Origin of the sequence: Nostoc sp., from assembly GCF_036916655.1 — a bacterium.
Classification (GTDB): Bacteria; Cyanobacteriota; Cyanobacteriia; order Cyanobacteriales; family Nostocaceae; genus Nostoc.
In genome coordinates, this window is record NZ_JBALFY010000077.1 from 26486 (window position 1) to 43306 (window position 16821).

Annotated in this window: 16 protein-coding genes; 6 read left to right on the top strand and 10 right to left on the bottom strand. The window is 41.9% G+C overall.

Features of this window, described 5'->3' with window-relative positions; all coding sequences use genetic code 11:
- Positions 1–81: 81 nt before the first annotated feature.
- Entirely contained in the window at positions 82–450 is a 369-nt protein-coding gene (locus V7L31_RS21690) for a hypothetical protein (RefSeq protein WP_334698171.1), read from the bottom strand.
- Positions 451–1050: 600 nt separating this feature from the next.
- Entirely contained in the window at positions 1051–1695 is a 645-nt protein-coding gene (gene hisG / locus V7L31_RS21695; RefSeq protein ID WP_179067730.1) for an ATP phosphoribosyltransferase, read from the bottom strand.
- A 76-nt stretch (positions 1696–1771) separates the two neighbouring features.
- On the opposite strand from hisG, the gene rppA reads away from it, so the two are divergent.
- Both rppA and V7L31_RS21705 read left to right on the top strand, forming a co-directional pair.
- A complete protein-coding gene (rppA, locus tag V7L31_RS21700) occupies positions 1772–2467 on the top strand; it encodes a two-component system response regulator RppA (protein WP_334698172.1) in 696 nt (231 codons plus the stop codon).
- Positions 2468–2795: 328 nt separating this feature from the next.
- The gene (locus V7L31_RS21705) at positions 2796–3008 is read left to right on the top strand and encodes a hypothetical protein (protein ID WP_334698173.1); all 213 of its coding nucleotides are present in this window, start codon (positions 2796–2798) and stop codon (positions 3006–3008) included.
- Between the two features lie 189 nt (positions 3009–3197).
- Here the strand turns inward: V7L31_RS21705 and V7L31_RS21710 are convergent, their stop codons facing one another.
- The 6 genes from V7L31_RS21710 to V7L31_RS21735 form a co-directional block, all read right to left on the bottom strand.
- Complete coding sequence (locus V7L31_RS21710; RefSeq protein WP_334698174.1) at positions 3198–6383, bottom strand: HEAT repeat domain-containing protein; 3186 nt, start codon at positions 6381–6383, stop codon at positions 3198–3200.
- A gap of 90 nt (positions 6384–6473) precedes the next feature.
- Positions 6474–6932 (bottom strand): hypothetical protein, encoded by a 459-nt coding sequence (locus tag V7L31_RS21715; protein ID WP_334698175.1) that lies wholly within the window; start codon positions 6930–6932, stop codon positions 6474–6476.
- Positions 6933–7016: 84 nt separating this feature from the next.
- Positions 7017–8048 (bottom strand): 1-acyl-sn-glycerol-3-phosphate acyltransferase, encoded by a 1032-nt coding sequence (locus tag V7L31_RS21720; protein ID WP_334698176.1) that lies wholly within the window; start codon positions 8046–8048, stop codon positions 7017–7019.
- A 583-nt stretch (positions 8049–8631) separates the two neighbouring features.
- The gene (locus V7L31_RS21725; RefSeq protein ID WP_334698177.1) at positions 8632–9456 is read right to left on the bottom strand and encodes an SIMPL domain-containing protein; all 825 of its coding nucleotides are present in this window, start codon (positions 9454–9456) and stop codon (positions 8632–8634) included.
- Positions 9457–9911: 455 nt separating this feature from the next.
- A complete protein-coding gene (locus tag V7L31_RS21730; RefSeq protein WP_334698178.1) occupies positions 9912–10289 on the bottom strand; it encodes a hypothetical protein in 378 nt (125 codons plus the stop codon).
- 507 nt (positions 10290–10796) lie between these two features.
- On the bottom strand, positions 10797–11885 hold the full coding sequence (locus V7L31_RS21735) for an NAD(P)/FAD-dependent oxidoreductase (RefSeq protein WP_334698179.1): 1089 nt from the start codon (positions 11883–11885) through the stop codon (positions 10797–10799).
- 308 nt (positions 11886–12193) lie between these two features.
- Between V7L31_RS21735 and V7L31_RS21740 the strand changes: the two genes are divergently transcribed.
- From V7L31_RS21740 to V7L31_RS21750, 3 genes are all read left to right on the top strand, one after another.
- Positions 12194–13036: a YaaW family protein gene (locus tag V7L31_RS21740; protein WP_334698180.1), complete on the top strand. Its 843-nt coding sequence runs from the start codon at positions 12194–12196 to the stop codon at positions 13034–13036.
- Positions 13018–14445 carry an O-antigen ligase family protein gene (locus V7L31_RS21745; protein WP_334698181.1) on the top strand — a complete coding sequence of 476 codons (1428 nt, stop codon included), beginning with the start codon at positions 13018–13020 and terminating at the stop codon, positions 14443–14445. Before V7L31_RS21740 ends, V7L31_RS21745 begins: the two co-directional genes overlap by 19 nt.
- Before the next feature lie 288 nt (positions 14446–14733).
- Entirely contained in the window at positions 14734–15252 is a 519-nt protein-coding gene (locus V7L31_RS21750; RefSeq protein WP_334698182.1) for a hypothetical protein, read from the top strand.
- A 27-nt stretch (positions 15253–15279) separates the two neighbouring features.
- Here V7L31_RS21750 and V7L31_RS21755 read toward each other — a convergent pair whose 3' ends face one another.
- Together V7L31_RS21755 and V7L31_RS21760 are read right to left on the bottom strand one after the other, a co-directional pair.
- Positions 15280–15468 carry a DUF6887 family protein gene (locus V7L31_RS21755; protein ID WP_334698183.1) on the bottom strand — a complete coding sequence of 63 codons (189 nt, stop codon included), beginning with the start codon at positions 15466–15468 and terminating at the stop codon, positions 15280–15282.
- Positions 15461–15637, bottom strand: a complete 177-nt coding sequence (locus tag V7L31_RS21760) for a DUF6888 family protein (RefSeq protein WP_334698184.1) — start codon at positions 15635–15637, stop codon at positions 15461–15463. Before V7L31_RS21760 ends, V7L31_RS21755 begins: the two co-directional genes overlap by 8 nt.
- 245 nt (positions 15638–15882) lie before the next feature.
- Between V7L31_RS21760 and V7L31_RS21765 the strand changes: the two genes are divergently transcribed.
- Positions 15883–16404 carry a Ycf51 family protein gene (locus V7L31_RS21765; protein ID WP_334698185.1) on the top strand — a complete coding sequence of 174 codons (522 nt, stop codon included), beginning with the start codon at positions 15883–15885 and terminating at the stop codon, positions 16402–16404.
- Positions 16405–16821: the final 417 nt, after the last annotated feature.

Consider the following 16821-nt stretch of genomic DNA (forward strand, 5'->3'; position numbering starts at 1 on the left):
CGTCTCTAAAACATTAAATCAAAATATTACTGACTTATTTAATAAGTCGGGAATCTAAGCCTTTTAATTTGTAAGTCCTGTCTAATCTAAAGCACCCAAAGCATTATTACCAGCGCCGGCTCGGATTATAGCTGTCATATCTTCAACCGAAGTAGCATTATTTAATAAATTAGCCGTCGTATCAATAAATGAGTTTGGGCTAGACACTGTGGTAGTTTTCACTGCTCCTGGAGTTATAGTTAGACTAGTTATGGTTTCATCATTTCCGCCTATTATCCCTCCATAGGTAGGTGTAATTTTTATACCTCCGTCAAAGTAAGAGCCAGAAGGTAAAGTTACCTCGCCACTGACACTAAGAAATGCACCGGAAGGTTTGATAATACTAACAGCACCACGAGCAGTAGCTTGTTGTGCATTTACTGGTGCTGCTAAAAAATTTCCTACACTCACTAATCCGAATAGGCAGATACTTCCCCTAAGTATTATGGATAATTTGTTAGAGAAACTATTCATGTTTTATAAACCCCTCATGCTTTTTGCCTTAAGCTCGTTCCCAGATTTTGCTTGGGAATGCAGATTTAACCTCAACTAGCAAAAGTAGAGGCGTAATCTTTTTTTAATTTCTTTTTACAGATAAAAATATATGACCCTGGCTGTGAGCATTTTGTTAAGAATGGACATTTTTCGGGTGCGTATTCTTACGCAACGGCTCTAACTATTCTTCGGTGAGTGTTTCAGGGTTTATATTGATATCACAAAGCTATGTAAAGGCATGATGAGGAGTTGCGGGAATTCACCAACACTTTGATTCCATTCGCTCAGGGGTTAAAGAAAAATTGTAGGTTGGGGAGCCACTGCGTTGCGCGGGTTAAGAGCGTTGTAGCAAGTGGCGTTGGAGGCTTTGCCAAAGCCAACATAATATATCAGGATGTTGGGTTGCGCTCTGCTCCACCCAACCTACGTCTAATGCACTATTTTAAGCTTGCCACGCTAATAGTGTTAGCGATCGCAAAGGTCTGTATAAGCGTCATTACGAATTACAAATTGGTGTTAAACCTCCACCAACACTACTTCCCGTAGCTTGGCAATCACATCATTTAGATTACCCGTGTTCAGGCGGTAACTCAAAGGATGGGCAATCAACCGCGCTGTGCTTTCATACAAGGTAGCGATTTCAATCAAACCATTTTCGCGCAAAGTCCGCCCTGTGGAAACCAAATCCACGATCGCTTCTGACATACCAGTAATTGGGCCTAGTTCTACTGAACCATACAATGGCACTATTTCCACAGGCAAATCGAGACTGTGGAAATATTCACGAGCGCAATTCACATATTTTGAAGCAACTCTACCATGTGGTGGTAAATCTAAAGGCGACGTATAAGAACTGGATGCTTTTACCGCCACCGACATCCGACAATGACCAAACTGCAAATCTACCAAGTGGGCAACTTGCGGCTGCTTCTCCCGCAGCACATCGTAACCGACAATTCCCAGTTGTGCCTGTCCATATTCCACATAGACAGGTACATCCTGCGCGCGCACCAGTAAAGCTTTGGCAATTCCTTTTGTGTCAGGAATTTGAAGTTGGCGAGTTCCTGAATCTAAAAAAGCACTAAAATCTAATCCCACACCTTGTAGCAGGCGGATGCTATTTTTAAGTAGTTCCCCTTTTGGCAATGCAACAGTCAGCATTCTTTTTCTTAGTATCCTTGGCGTTCCGGCAATTGAATAATATTGAGAATATCTCTATATGCTTACCACAAGCAGCATGAGAATTTTATTAGTTGATGATGAAATTGAATTAACTCAACCCTTGAGTCGTTTGTTAACTCGTGAGGGTTACGCTGTAGATGCCGCTTATGATGGGACATCTGGCAGCGAACTGGCACAAGCAGGCAGTTATGACCTACTGATTTTAGATTGGATGCTGCCAGGAAAAACGGGGTTAGAAATTTGTCAGGAATTGCGACGCCAAAGCAAAACCACTCCCGTGCTGTTTCTCACAGCGAAAGATACTCTTGATGACCGCGTAGAAGGTTTAGATGCTGGTGCGGACGATTACTTAGTTAAACCTTTTGAACTGCGGGAGTTACTAGCCAGAGTCCGCGCTTTATTGCGTCGTTCCGGTTCTCAAATTTATGAAACTACCACCGGACGACTGACTGTCGCTGATTTAGAACTCGATTGTGATAATCAAGTTGCCTATCGTCAGGGACGGATAATTGAACTTTCGCAAAAAGAAAGCCAGTTGTTGCAATACTTTATGGAACACACTGGACAGTTGTTAACTCATGCCCAGATTATGCAAAATTTATGGCAAGAGGAAGAACCTAGTAGCAATGTGATTGCGGCATTAATTCGTTTGCTGCGGCGTAAGATTGAGGTGGGTAAAGAAACTACGCTGATTCACACAGTTTATGGTAAAGGCTATCGTTTTGGTGCTTCATCTGTGGAGTCAGTTTAGCGAAGAAATTTTTGTATACAGCACTGACAGCTATTATGCAATACAGACCGCCAGGGAATAGAATTTCCTGTCTAATGGTGCAAGTCCTCTAGAAGAGGACTAGAAAAACTTGAGTTAAAGCACTGACAGCTATTATGCAATATAGTACAGTTTTTCTTCTTGCCCTTTCCTATCATAGCTTTTAGCTTTGAGGATGTGCCTCATAGCTATAGCCTCATTATTCCATTTTTGGAGGGAAAGACATAACTCTCGAAGTTCACGTACAAGTAGGCATCAAAACGAAAATAGCTATATTTTGATGTTGATTGATAAGTTTTGTTTAAGCGTTGTGAACGAAGACATAAGTTTTGTCACAAAAACACAAGCATTCTGGACGAAACAAGTTGTGTTGTGGACGAACGGACAAGTTTTCTGTAACAACGGACAAGCATTCTGGACGAAACAAGTTGTGTTGTGGACGAACGGACAAGTTTTCTGTAACAACGGACAAGCATTCTGGACGAAACAACTTGTGTTGTGGACGAACGGACAAGTTTTCTGAACCAAACAAGTTGTGTTGTGAACAAACGGACAAGCATTCTGAACCAAACAAGTTGTGTTGTGAACGAACGGACAAGCTGTGGTAACGAAAACAACTTTATTCTTAACGTCCGCTTCTGTTTTGGTAACAAATTGACAAGGTGTTGCGATCGCGGGAACTTGATTTGTAACGTCGCTGCCGCAAAAGTACTCAAATTATTCGTGTGAGGAGGATTTTCTTTAAGCTTTGCATTGCACGAGTAGCAAAATTACGCTGATGCCAAGCTTGATAGAAATCGGGGTAAGGCATATTCTGGGCGCATTTCCAGGCTAATTTGTAGTATTCATCACCCACTAGCTGATAACCACTTAAAGTTTTGACTACCTCAAAGCGATGCTTATTATCCTGTAGAATTTTCTCTAAGCAATCTGCTGCCCGCCAACGGGTGTCGCCATCCACAGTAGTTGATTGCATCTGTTCCACCAAAGCAGCGATCGCAATTTCATTGCCTGTGCCGATTTTACCTAAGCTAGATGCTGCCGAACTACGGGTGAAGTAAGACACAGTAGTTGATTGCAACAGTTGCACCAAGGCGGCGATCGCAATTTCATTGCCTGTGCCGATTTTACCTAAGCTATATGCTGCCTGCTCACGGGTGTGGTCATCCACAGTAGTTGATTGCAGCAGTTGCACCAAGGCGGCGATCACAATTTCATTGCCTATGCCGATTTCCCCTAAGTTATATACTTTCAGACTACGGGTGAAGTCATCCACAGTAGTTGATTGCAGCAGTTGCACCAAAGCGGCGATCGCAATTTCATTGCCTGGGTCGATTTTCTCTAAGCTAGATGCTGCCGAACTACGGGTGGAGTCATCCACAGTAGTTGATTGCAGCAGTTGCACCAAGGCGGCGATCGCAATTTCATTGCCTGTGCCGATTTTACCTAAGCTAGATGCTGCCTGCTCACGGGTGTGGTCATCCACAGTAGTTGATTGCAGCAGTTGCACCAAGGCGGCGATCGCAATTTTATTGCCTGGGTCGATTTCCCCTAAGCTATATGCTGCCGAACTATGGGTGGAGTAAGACACAGTAGTTGATTGCAGCAGTTGCACCAAGGCGGCGATCGCAATTTCATTACCTGGGTCGATTTTACCTAAGCTATCTGCTGCCAGCCTACGGGTGTGGTCATCCACAGTAGTTGATTGCAGCAGTTGCACCAAGGCGGCGATCGCAATTTCATTGCCTGTGCCGATTTTACCTAAGCTATATGCTGCTAGCCTACGGGTGTGGTCATCCACAGTAGTTGATTGCAGCAGTTGCACCAAGGCGGCGATCGCATCTTTATTGCCTGTGCCGATTTTATCTAAGCTAGATGCTGCCGAACTACGAGTGTCCTTATCCACAGTAGTTGATTGCAGCAGTTGCACCAAGGCGGCGATCGCAATTTCATTGCCTGGGTCGATTTTCTCTAAACTAGATGCTGCCTGGCTACGAGTGTCCTTATCCACAGTAGTTGATTGCAGCAGTTGCACCAAGGCGGCGATCGCAAATTCATTGCCTGGGTCGATTTCCCCTAAGCTATCTGCTGCCAGCAAACGGGTGTAGTCATCCAGATTAGTTGATTGCAGCAGTTGCACCAAGGCGGCGATCGCAATTGCATTGCCAGTGCCGATTTTCTCTAAGCTTTCTACTGCGTCCCTACGGGTGTGTTTATTCACAGTAGTTGATTGCAGCAGTTGCACCAAGGCGGCGATCGCAAATTCATTGCCTGTGCCAATTTTCTCTAAGCTTTCTACTGCCTGGCTACAGATGTAATCACGCACATCTGGGGATTGTAGCAGTTGCACTAAAGCAGCGATCGCTTTTGTCCGGTCTGTCTGTTGCAGTGCTAACCTAGCTTCCTCTTCAATTGAACTTTGACCCTCAATTTTCCACTTTACAATTTGCCTTACTATTTTATCTGCTTTGGAATAATCTCTAAACTCGGCAATTCCTGCGGCTACTAAAAAATAGGCACGATATTTATAAAATCCTTGACATCCGTCTTTAAAATTCACTAAAGCATTGATAAACTGTTGCTTTTGCTGTTTGAGGTTTTCTTCTTCTCGTCCTAGCCAAAGTAATATTGTTTGCTTCCATTGCGGTTCAAAGATGCGATAAGTTCCTTGACTGGGATTATTGGGAACATGGTTGAGAAAGAAATGCCAGTCATCAATTGCTTTCGCAGCAAAGTACTCTTGAAATGAGGCATGAAAGAAAGCGTAAACAGGTTTTCTATTCGTATCTATCCCTACACAGTTCAGCCAACCGCGATTTAGTGCCAGTTTCAGCAGCGAATTTTCATCATCAGCATCTCCTAAGAATTGATTAACAAAATCTTGCCGCAAGCGAAAACGGGTTGCTTCTTTGTCTATTGCTTCTTTAGCTAATTCTCCCAATTTGATATTGAGTTGCTGGCGCTGGTGAGAGTTTGTAACAAATTCAGCTTTTTTCCACTTGTAGAAGTCATCAACAAATTGCTGATAAAGTCCCGCTTGAGTATCGGGTAATTTGCCATCTCCTGATTGCCAATTCAAACACAGCAGTGTTAATCGTAAAGGATTTTTCACTAAATCCTGAATCCGTTCTTTACCCGGTTCTTTCAACGCAGTACATAACTGCTTTCCAGTTTCAGGAATAGCAGCGAACCATTTGTGAATAAATCTCTCTACCTGTTCTGAATAAGAAAAATCTAAACTGCGATAGGTATCAAAATCATCAAGTGCATTACTGCTGCCATCCCACAGATTAACTCGACAGGTTAGCACAATCCGCGCTTGAGAAATTAATCCTCCTTCACGAAATTGTCGGGCAATTTCTGTTAGGGGATTACCTGAAGATGCAGACATTTCATCTAACCCATCTAGCAGCAGCCAGACATTATTTTGATTAAACTGAGCAACAAAATTATCCTTTAGTTGCTTAGTGGTTTCAGCTTTACCTATTTTCTCAGCCACCTGAGTCAACCAAGTTTCAAACAGATAAGCTTTTAATTCCTGACCTCGTAAATCTGCTAAAGATACCCAAATGACAATCGACTGGTCAATCTCACGAGATACCCAATCAGCAATCTGCTGTAACAATGTCGTCTTTCCTGCACCTGGTTCGCCAATAATTGCAATTCGCTTACCTTGACTTTTAGGCGTGTTTTTCTGTTTGAGAACTTCTTCGAGAAAAGCATCATGCTCAAATGTTTTGGTGATTTCTGTCTCCTTGTACAGTTCTGAACCCTGTTCTGGAGAAATATCACCGTGACGTTTAGATTGTTTTTTACGCTCAACTAATCTCAGTGGCACGTAAACATCATCAACTTGTAGGGCGACTCCTTCAGTTGATGTCAGAGGATTTGTAGTCAACTTTCGCCGTTCTACCAGTATTTCACGGCAGACTTTACGCCAGTCATCGGGAGTTAACTTTGTCCCATCCTCCCCTGCGGACGACTTTAGTCAGAAGTTATTAGTGATTGGCCCAGTATTATTGATTTGTTGGGCAACCATTGCTGTTTTTTCTATCGTGAGATTCTCTGCTAACTTCGCAAAGTTGTTGACAACTGAGGGCTGTGACTTTATTTCATCTGCTAATTTTTTAATTTCCTTAGCAGTCTCAGACTGGTCGTTGTTGACTGCTGCTTCCACTTCCACAACAGCTTGAGCAATTTCTGGGTCTTGTTCTGCTGCTGCTTTGAGTTCCAGCACTGCTTGACCATAATCTAAACGCTGCGGTTCATTTCCCTCTACAGCATTGGTGAGTAATGGGGATTTATTCTTCTGGCGGAGTAATTTTATTAACTTGCCACCTAGCGTCCATGTAGCATCACCAATGTTTTCGCCAATTTTCTCTAGTGGCTTAGTCAAAAGTATAGTGGCGATCGCACTCACAACAGCCATCAGTGTCACAGGTTCCATAAATTCACTACAAACTTACAGCAGTTTTCATTAATTGAACCACATCAGAAACCTTTTATACTCAAGAGATTTCAGCTTGTAGTATTAAGATTTACCCAAAAACTGATTAATTTGAAGTTGCAGTTTTTCTCGTAATTGTTGCGCCTGTTGATAGGCTACTGCACGCCCTTTGTTTGAGTGGTTGTCTAATCCTGCTGGTTCTAAAGGCTCAATAAAGTAATGCAAACGAGTTCTCATTGCCCAAATTCCCATTGAGGGAAACAGGAGTAAGACCACCATCAAAGGCGAGAATGGCAAGAATGGTAATTTAACTAGTCGTTGCAATTTGGTGAAATTAACAGCCCAAGGATGCAGAAATTCACTGCCGATGCAAACTACTGGGAGAATGGGAATATGATAGCGATCGCTCAACTGAATAAAGCTGACATCAAACTTTTGTAGTTGATAGCGTTTTCTCCAACCTTTTGCAAGTCCGCGTATACCTTCGGGTGCATATAAGAGAATTTTACCTTCAGCCATTGCCGCCTCAAAATCATCGAATTCGGCTCGCACACCACCTAAAACCTGCGACCATTTAGGCGGTAGCCACCAAATCACCCAAGGATGCTCAAATAATACTGTACTTGCTATAGGTTGTAATACCCATCCTTTGGCTTCACTTAATAAATAACCCAAGGTCAAAAAGTCCCAAGGAAAACACATCCCGGCATGATTCATTGCTACAATCAATGGCCCCGTTAGCGGTAAGTTTTCGACTTGTTGCAATTCTCCCCGAAAATAGTATTTAACGATGGGGCCAAGAATTTCGGAGCGAAAAGCTTGTTGATATTTGGGATCGAATTCACCAACTTCTTTTCGGGGTGAACGAAAACCCAGACGCAACCAACGACTCAGCATCGCTAGATAAAATCCGCCAGGAATTAAAAATAATCCATATTCTAGCCAATTCCAACCATCTGGATCGGTGTGATAGTGCTGCCAATGGCGGTTGAATAAAATTAGCCAGCCTGGAGGATACCAAAGACAAAACCAATCAAACCAGCTAAATATATAGCCTTTACCTGGTGCATTTTCCAGTTGACTGTTTAAGAGACTTTCGGAGTGTTGATTAATCAAAATAGTTTAATATGATTCAGTAAAAATACTTTGCTTTTCAGTAATTATTATGCCAAATTCTTGAAGAAGAATTCAGGAGTCAGAATTCAGAATAAAGATGCGAGGCTCTCTACGTTTGCGTAGCGTGTTGCAGACAGATGCTAAGAGGCTGTTTGAAAAGTATTAGGCGAACATAATGAGACTGTTGGCGAATTAATAAGGGGTCTAACCCATTATTCCTCATTACTCTAATTTCAGTCCGTTGAAACGGACTTGAGTTATTAGCCCGAAATTTATTTCAGGGCGGGAAAGCAACGCCAAACCAATGTTTTAGGGTTAAGGGGTCAAACCCACCGTGAATTGACCAACAGTCTCATATAATTCGCTACTATACAAACCAAGTCCACCTCCGTGGGTTTTGTCTCGTGTAGTCGCGATTTCTAATCGCCAAGGCTAGTAACAAATTAGACTTTTCAAACAACCTCTAAAAGCGTAAGTTTACTTCTCTGTAAGGGTACGAATATTTGCATCGCGGAGTCGCTAATGCTGCGCTATCTGCCACTCGTACAGAATTCAGGTGCATCTACACACTGAATATAAATGCTTATTTTGTTGTATATGTCACAAAAATATCCTTTTTCATCTCTACTTCTGCCGGGGCATCTGGATTGTAAGCTGGTGATAATAAAAAACTAGCAAATGATGGCAAAGTAACTCCAGTTTTAGAGCTACATGAGGGATAAAATAATGTGTAAAATGGCTCGGCTACAGAAGGAGTTCCAAGTTTAACTTCCATAGCTGTTGCTAAAGCCTGAGCGCGGCTTTGAGCGTCTTTCATCGCTGATTGATAAACTGAACTTTGCAAAGCCTGACAGTCATTGACTGCGTACTCTACACCTACACTCTTAATAGATATATTTTCAAGTTTGCTCGTGGATTTGTTTGCTGTAGCAACAATTTCCTGGATGCGATCGCGTGTTGGTTTTTCCAGTCTCACCAATATCTTGGCATTGCTTTCACTAGAATTTGCGTTAATTTGTACTTGAATTTTATCAGCACTAATCCCTTTGGCAATTAGGCTATCTACCACAGGCTGGAGAGTTGCTTTAGTTAGAGATTTTTTGTTTGGTAAAGGTTCTGTCGGTGTTTTTTCATTTAAGAGTAAAGTCAATGAAGATAGTCGGCGAGTTTCTGGAAAGGCTGATGGTTGCGTTTGTAACTCATCATTGCTACCTCCACTACTGAATACCAATTCAATATCCGCTGTATCTGCTGGCACTCTGACTGCCCCTTGACCAATTACCATTAATGAATGGCGATCGCTCGCTGGTGGGTAAAATAACTGAGCATTAGTGACTTTGGGTGTTAATGCTCCCACCCCGACAGTCACGGTCATACCTACTAGCATTAAAGCAGTTATTTTTCTCATGTCCTGGGAATTTCCTTTGAACTTAGTAATTGTCAAAGTTTACACCTCAAGAGGAATATACTGAATCCTTTATCCAAAATAATTGACCAAAAAAAGTACTGAGGACTAGGAAAGAATTATCAGAAAAATGGGTCTAAAACCCTGTGCTTCAAGCACGGCTTTAAAGTAATGAGTAAGGAGTAATGAGTAATGAGTGGATGAAAAACGGGTATTTACTCATTACTTATTACTTATTACTCATTACTCCTTCTTCCCCGACCGTTCACGGCGGTGAGGATGTCAATTTAATCCTCATCCCTAATCCTACGCATAGTGTCGGTTACGCTTTGACAAAAAAATATTGAGCTAATCCCACGTCTTTTTCACTGACTTTAGTCGTGGGATTAGCTCAATATTCAAAAATTAACTGTGGACATGATTATATTTCAGCAGAGAGCCAAATCTTGTTAAAACTATTAACCAAACCAGTGAGAAGGTTCACAAGCTGGTTCAACTGTTTCACAAAGATGATTGCCAATCCAATCTGACTTTTCTTGAACGATTAAACAAATGCCTTGGTGAATCAAATTCTGTAAATGTAGTTGCTGCTCTAAGGGTTTACGAGGCAATTTGTAATAAGCCAAGCTTCCTTGTTCAGCCTCCGCTAGCGGAATCTGTCTGTCAGACATTGCGCTGTAAAAAGAAGGAATTCGGTTGAGGACGAAAGTAATTAGCTCTTGGCGTAATTCAGGAATCGCAAAGGCTTCTTGATATGGATGAAATGGATATGTATCTAAAACGCTTTCAATCTCTTCTACTACTGATTGCTGTGTTAAATTGACTACTGTTTTCATGATTTTTAAACTCCTTTTTTAATCAAGTCAATGCTTGGTGGAGAAAATAACTTTTTTAGATGGCAACGTCGTTTTGACAATCAGTTAAAAGTAATTCAACTGATAGATGCAATAGATCCTGAAACTAGCCTTTCATCTTGGTAAAATGTCAGACATTTGGCTTTGCTTATTTTAGGTAGTTTTATATTGTAAAACAATATAACTTTATTAAAACAGCATCCAATAAGCTGGCAAGCTACCGACGTTTTATATTTATAATTCTAATTATTTCAAATTTCTGCCAAAAAGGCAAAAATCTACATAAAACGCAGCATTAATGCTAGGGGATCAAGATTAACGGCAGTAAAAAACCTGAATAAAAAACTTGTTTCTCATGAAATTAAGCTTTTTTGGTAATTTACATTACCTTTTAGGTTTGCGGTAAAGTTTGCTGTTTCATCTAAAAAACTTATTGGTTGCACTTTGATTTAGTAAGTCAGAAAAATAGCGACTCGCTATAGTGCAAAATCAGTCTAGCGATAGATTAAAAGATCGGGCAAAAACGTTTAAAAAGTTCACATTATCTAAAGGTAGATGACGCAACTGATTATTAATTTCATTAGCCGCAGCTAATCCAGAAAGCATCGCACCTTCTACAAGATTGCCGCCACACCAATCACCACAGCAGACTAAAGGTAAGGGAGTTCCGGCTGACAAAAAAGCTTCGTGCCAAGGACGGCTAGGAAAGGCATAACGCCAACGATGTACCTGCATCCATTCGGGAGTATTCAGCCAAGGAAGGGACAGAGATTCAGCTGCTCTTTGCAACATCAACTGTCCAGCAGGTTGTAAATCTTGTGATTCTAAATGACGTTGGGCAAAATCAGCACTACTTTGCACCACAAAATGTGGTTGTTGAGGATTAGGACGCTTGCTGCTATCCAAACCAATCCATGCTAAATCAGCATCATCTACAAAAGTTAAAGCTTTCCACTGGGGGAGAGGTTGGGATGTAGAAGGATATCCAGCGATCGCACTAATCGAAGGATAAAATTCTACAGAACGCAAGTTATCAAGAAAAACTGCATCCAATAAACTTTCACCCAACGGTTCCAATAGCATCACAGCTTGGGGTGCAGGAATGGCAAGAACTATCGCTTTTACAGTTAATTCTTCGTTACTAGATTCCAGAGTCAGACGCCAACTATTTTCGGGAGTTTGAGTAATAGCAATGACACGCTGATTCAGTAATATTTCTAAACCTGGGGCGAGGGATTTAGCGATCGCACTCATTCCCCCAGGTGCAACATAACGCGGACTGCGGTTTTTAGGTTCAGATATAGAAGCGCCTGCTGTGAGTTCGTAAACCTCATCTGTCCAGACTTCCAGGATATGTTGCGATCGCAAGATTTCCACAAAACGTCCTAACAATTCACCCTTTGGCTTCAGGTAACAAGCCCCATGATCCGCCCAAGTTCCATGCAGGCGGCGTGTAGCTAGTCTTCCCCCCAAACCACGCGACTTTTCCACCACTACCACCGAATATCCAGCTTGACTTAACTGCTGGGCGCAGACTAAACCGGCGATTCCGGCACCAATTACTGCAATATCAGTCATGAGTCAATAGTCCCTAATCATTGGTTATTAGTTAATCAAACAGAATTCAGGAGTCAGGAGTCAGAATTCAGAATGAATTTTGACCGAAAAAGCAGATAGACCGGCGGCAAGCGAGTCTGAATCCCCGACTGATTTATTCTGACTCCTGTTAGCGGTAGCGGGGCGTTTAGCCCATTCTGACTTCTGAATTCTTCTTCAATGGTCATTAGTTATTGGTTATCATCAAAGGACAAAATTATTACTAATGACTGCTGAAAGCTAATAGTAGAATAAGGTACAGAAAGCTGCACGGAAGGGAGGATGGGAAATTGGATGAAATGAGGGCGGCGCTAGAGTTAGCGACCGAAGAAGAATTGCAAGACTTAACGGCAATTCTATTTAGTCGTAAGTTCAATCCCCTAGACTATGTACACACACCCGAACCGATCGAAATTCAAAGCCAAGACCGCAAAGCTTGGTTAGATTCACTAGAGGGCCGCTTCCGGTTTTTGGCGGCAGATGGGGTGACGGTATTACGGGGACGCACAGGCCAGGTAACTTACCGACAAGCGTTAATTCAAGTATGTAAGTATCTAAAAATTCCCTATTCTAATCAGCTGGCAACTATTGATTTAGAAGCAGAAGTATTTTTACATCTACTAGGACAGGTGTGGAAAAAATTACCTGAACAGGAAAAACAGAAATTGACTCTCCAGGTGCAGCGTCACCTGATCGCATCAGAACTAAAAGAACCGCTACCACTTTTATTGCAGCCTGACCCCTTGGGGTTGCTTTTCAAAGGCGGTAGTGCGATCGCTGTTACTGCTGTTCTCCAGCCATTTGTACTTAAGCAAATAGCCCGTCAATTTGCCATCCACTTTGCTACTTATGAAGTAGCCAAACAAGCGGCAATTACAGGCTCAGAAGCAGCTGCAACGCAATTCCAAAGCTATGTAGCAATGCAAATGGCGCAACGGGGTATGACAGTGAGTGCAGCTCGTTATGGGGCAGCCCGCACGATGTTTGCTGTAATTGGGCCAATCATGTGGACTTGGTTTTTTGCAGATTTAGGTTGGAGAGCGATCGCTACTAACTATGGTCGAATCATCCCTACTATCTTTGCCTTAGCTCAAATTCGCCTCACTCGCGAGGAATGTTGGGAGCCAGCTTGAACAAGGTTTTTGACTATTTCAAATCTCGTTGGCAATCTTCTTGGAACTACTCTCTATGGGCACTATTAATCTTCCCATTGAGTCCTTTAGTCGGGGCTGTGACTGTAGGTTTTGTCTCATTAATCACTTGGCTGAAACAATCCCGCAAAATTAATCGCCGCCCCCTCAACTGGGGATTTGCCCTTTTGAGTGTGTTGCTGATCGTGAGTGCTGGCTTTGCCCAAGATAAGGCAGCGGCTTTTCTCGGCTTATTTAATTTCTTACCATTCTTTTTACTTTTCGCTGCCCATAGCGCTCTAATTCAAACATTTGCCCAATTGCGGCAAATGGCTTGGGCTTTGGTAATTGGTTCCGTGCCAGTAGTAATTCTCGGCTTCGGACAGTTATTTTTAGGCTGGAGTTTTAAGTTCGAGATTTTGTGGGTTGTGTTGAGTTGGACGGTCAGACCAGGAGGAAACCCCCCAGGTCGTATCGCCTCTTTTTTCCTGCACGCTAATACCTTCGCAGCTTATCTAACAATAGTTTTCATCCTTGGTCTAGGGTTGTGGCTTGAACAATGGGCAGAGGGGCAGAGGGGCAGAGGGGCGGAGGGGCGGAGGGGCGGAGGGGCAGAGGGGCGGAGGGGTAGAGGGGAAAGACTTACTGCAACTTTTCCTCTGCTTTCCCAGTCCCCAGTCCCTAATCCCCAGTTCCCAATCCCCTTTCTCTTCCTCACTGTAGCGGTAATTGCGGATTTCATTGCCTTGATTTTAACCAACTCACGCAATGGGTGGGCGATCGCTATTTTTGCCTGTTTAGCTTATGCACTCTACCAAGGTTGGCGCATTCTTGTAGGTGGTGTTGCTGCGATCATTTCTAGTGTGCTTTTGGCAGCTTTTGCTCCCTCACCAGTCGCTCATATTTTTCGCGGGGTAGTGCCTGCATTCTTTTGGGCCAGGTTAAATGACGATATGTATCCAAATAGACCAGTCGCCTTAATGCGAAAAACTCAGTGGGAGTTTGCCTGGTCTTTAGCTCAACAACATCCTTTGACTGGCTGGGGATTACGCAGTTTTAGTACACTTTACAACGCAAAGATGCAGATTCCCTTGGGTCATCCCCATAACTTATTTTTGATGTTATCTGCTGAAACTGGTTTTCTTAATGCGTTGTTATTTTGTGGCTTACTAGCTTGGATTTTGATTACAGGTGTCCAATTACTGCAAAAGTCAAAATATATAAATACAGGGGACAGATTGATATTTTTCAGTTATCTTCTGGCCTTTAGTGGATGGATTTTATTAAATACAGTAGATGTCACCCTTTTCGATTTTCGTTTGAATGCGCTTTCATGGTTAATTGTGGCTGCCATTTGTGGAGTAATAGATCGCTATAGCCAAAAAGACAGGCTGGGATCTCATCAAAATTAGCTATGAGTTTTTTCAGTGTATGCACTGGGGACATCTAGCGTTTTAAGTTACTAGTATTACTATATTCACGTCTGTGACTGTGAGTGTGACTAATACCTAATTAGTCACTGTTGCTGATTGTTGGGAAGGTGTAGGGACATCCCTTTGGGGTTTTCCTGCATGACGGGCATCTCTTGTAGATGCCCTTTTGTATATTTATTATTTTTCTTCGGTTAAACATAATTTAAAAAACTATTGAATTTTACAGAATCTCTGAAAATTTTTATCTTTCATCAAGGAATTTAAAACATGGTTACTGAAGTAAAACTAGGTCTTTGTAACCCGCCAGAACCTATCTATTTGTATGTGAAAAAAGGAGAATTAAGTGGGGAGTCATATCTTTGGTATAATTACGATATCAATAATAAAATGACTATTCCTGTACAACAGAAAGGACTGACGGGTTATATATCAGAACTTAAATTAACGACAAAAGAATTTAAAGATAAGGACAACATTAAATTAGATATCGTTGTTAGAGCGGATGAAATTTATATTGTTAGGACTGGGATAGAAACTAACTTTGCCAAAAGTTTTTTGTTAGCTGTATCGTTAGTCCAAGACTTTTCTAAGCCTCTGATTATCGCTGCAACTGCTGGAGAAGAAAATGTGGTTTTTTGTAACCTCTACGACGCGGCGACTAAAACCCGAATTGACTCAAAATGGAACAGAGATGCTGACTGGTTGGCAATCATTGATAGTGTTCAAACTAGGTTGCAGATATCTCAAAATTTCCATATCGTCTCTGGTGAGCCAATACTGTTCTGAATAACTTAGGAATGATGTGAATTTTCGCTATGGCTCTAAGCCTTGGCGACGTTTTTCTTGGATGACTTGTTGTAGCTCATCTACTGAATTTAGACGTTTGCCATTAGACTGGACGTGTAATGCTAAAGCGTGAATTGCTTCGGCATCGCCACGATTTTGTAATATATAATCTCGCAATTGCTTACGTGTCATTTCTCTAAAGTTAGGCTTATTCATAATCAACCTCTCCTTGTAGATTAATTACTACAACTGTTTCTTCACCTGCTATTACTACGATGTTATCTGTTCGCTCATCTAAGGTAACTAGGTAAATCGGGAGATACATTCGCGTTAGCCAAGTCAAGACTCTATATAACTGTTTCAATTGTTCTGAAGTTGGCTCCATTTCATCATTAAACTTAGGCTAAACGCAAGCAAGTTTAAACTTTATTATAACTACCATGTCTGGCAACAAGCCGACAAGCCGCAAATCTTGAAGATGCTCCCTGTAGCTTGCTTCGACCTAGAAGTAGGCGTCTTAATACCCAGTATTCTGATTGGCATTAAAACTATAGATAACCCTTATGGTGTAAGCTCTCGGTAAAATGGGTATGTCGGTAACGAAAAAAAGACGCATCTATAACCAATCTTATGCTCACAACAGCTAACTTTCTTCAATACACCCAATGGATGGGTATAGCTACCCTAGTATTTGCTGCCTTAACATTTTTGGCTTTTGTTCTCAAATGGGGCATTCGCTTTCGGCTGGTGGGTGCGACTGGTTTTATGGTGGTGTTGACTAGTGGTTTATTTGCACTCTCAATAGTGCCTTTGAGTCGGACTGTGATTCCAGGGTCAGTACACTACACTTTAGTTTATGACAATGGGTCAACAAAAGCGGTGATTGCCACATCACCCCAAATTACACCCACAGAATTAGAAGCAACTTTACGTCAAGCAGCTAGTAATCTCTTTTCTTATGGTCGTTCTGGTACACGAGAAGACGAAAATTTGACAGTTCGCGCCCGTACCATTATCCACCCAGAAAAAGGGATTTCTGTACCACTTTACTTGGGAGAGGTTAAGCGATCGCTCGTTTCTCATCAAAATTCCCCAGTAACAGTCAAAATTTACACAGAAAATTTCGCCCAATTACCAAAACCGACCGCTTAAGAAGCAGGGGGCAGGGGAGGAATCAATTCAAAATTCAAAATTCAAAATTCAAAATTAAAGAACTCCTGCCTCCTGCCCCCTGCCTCCTCTTCCCCAATTCCCAGAGAAAAAATTAATTTACCTGTTATCAGGATGACAAAATTTATTTTGTATTTACTGATACATTAATGGTTATTTTTAGATTAAGATATTCACACTTTAGTGGTTATACTGTGATAAAAGGTTAATCAGCGTGCAGGTAATGGGTACTGACAGTTGTGATTTGTTAGTTGTTGTCCTAATTACCACTGTTGCCATTTTCACAAATCTTGGCGGGAAATCAATCAGTTGTTGCGGCATATAGTCGCACACCCCTAATTATGTATCTGTAGCTCAGGATTCCATGAAATAGCATGACCACTTACACATTATCAATTC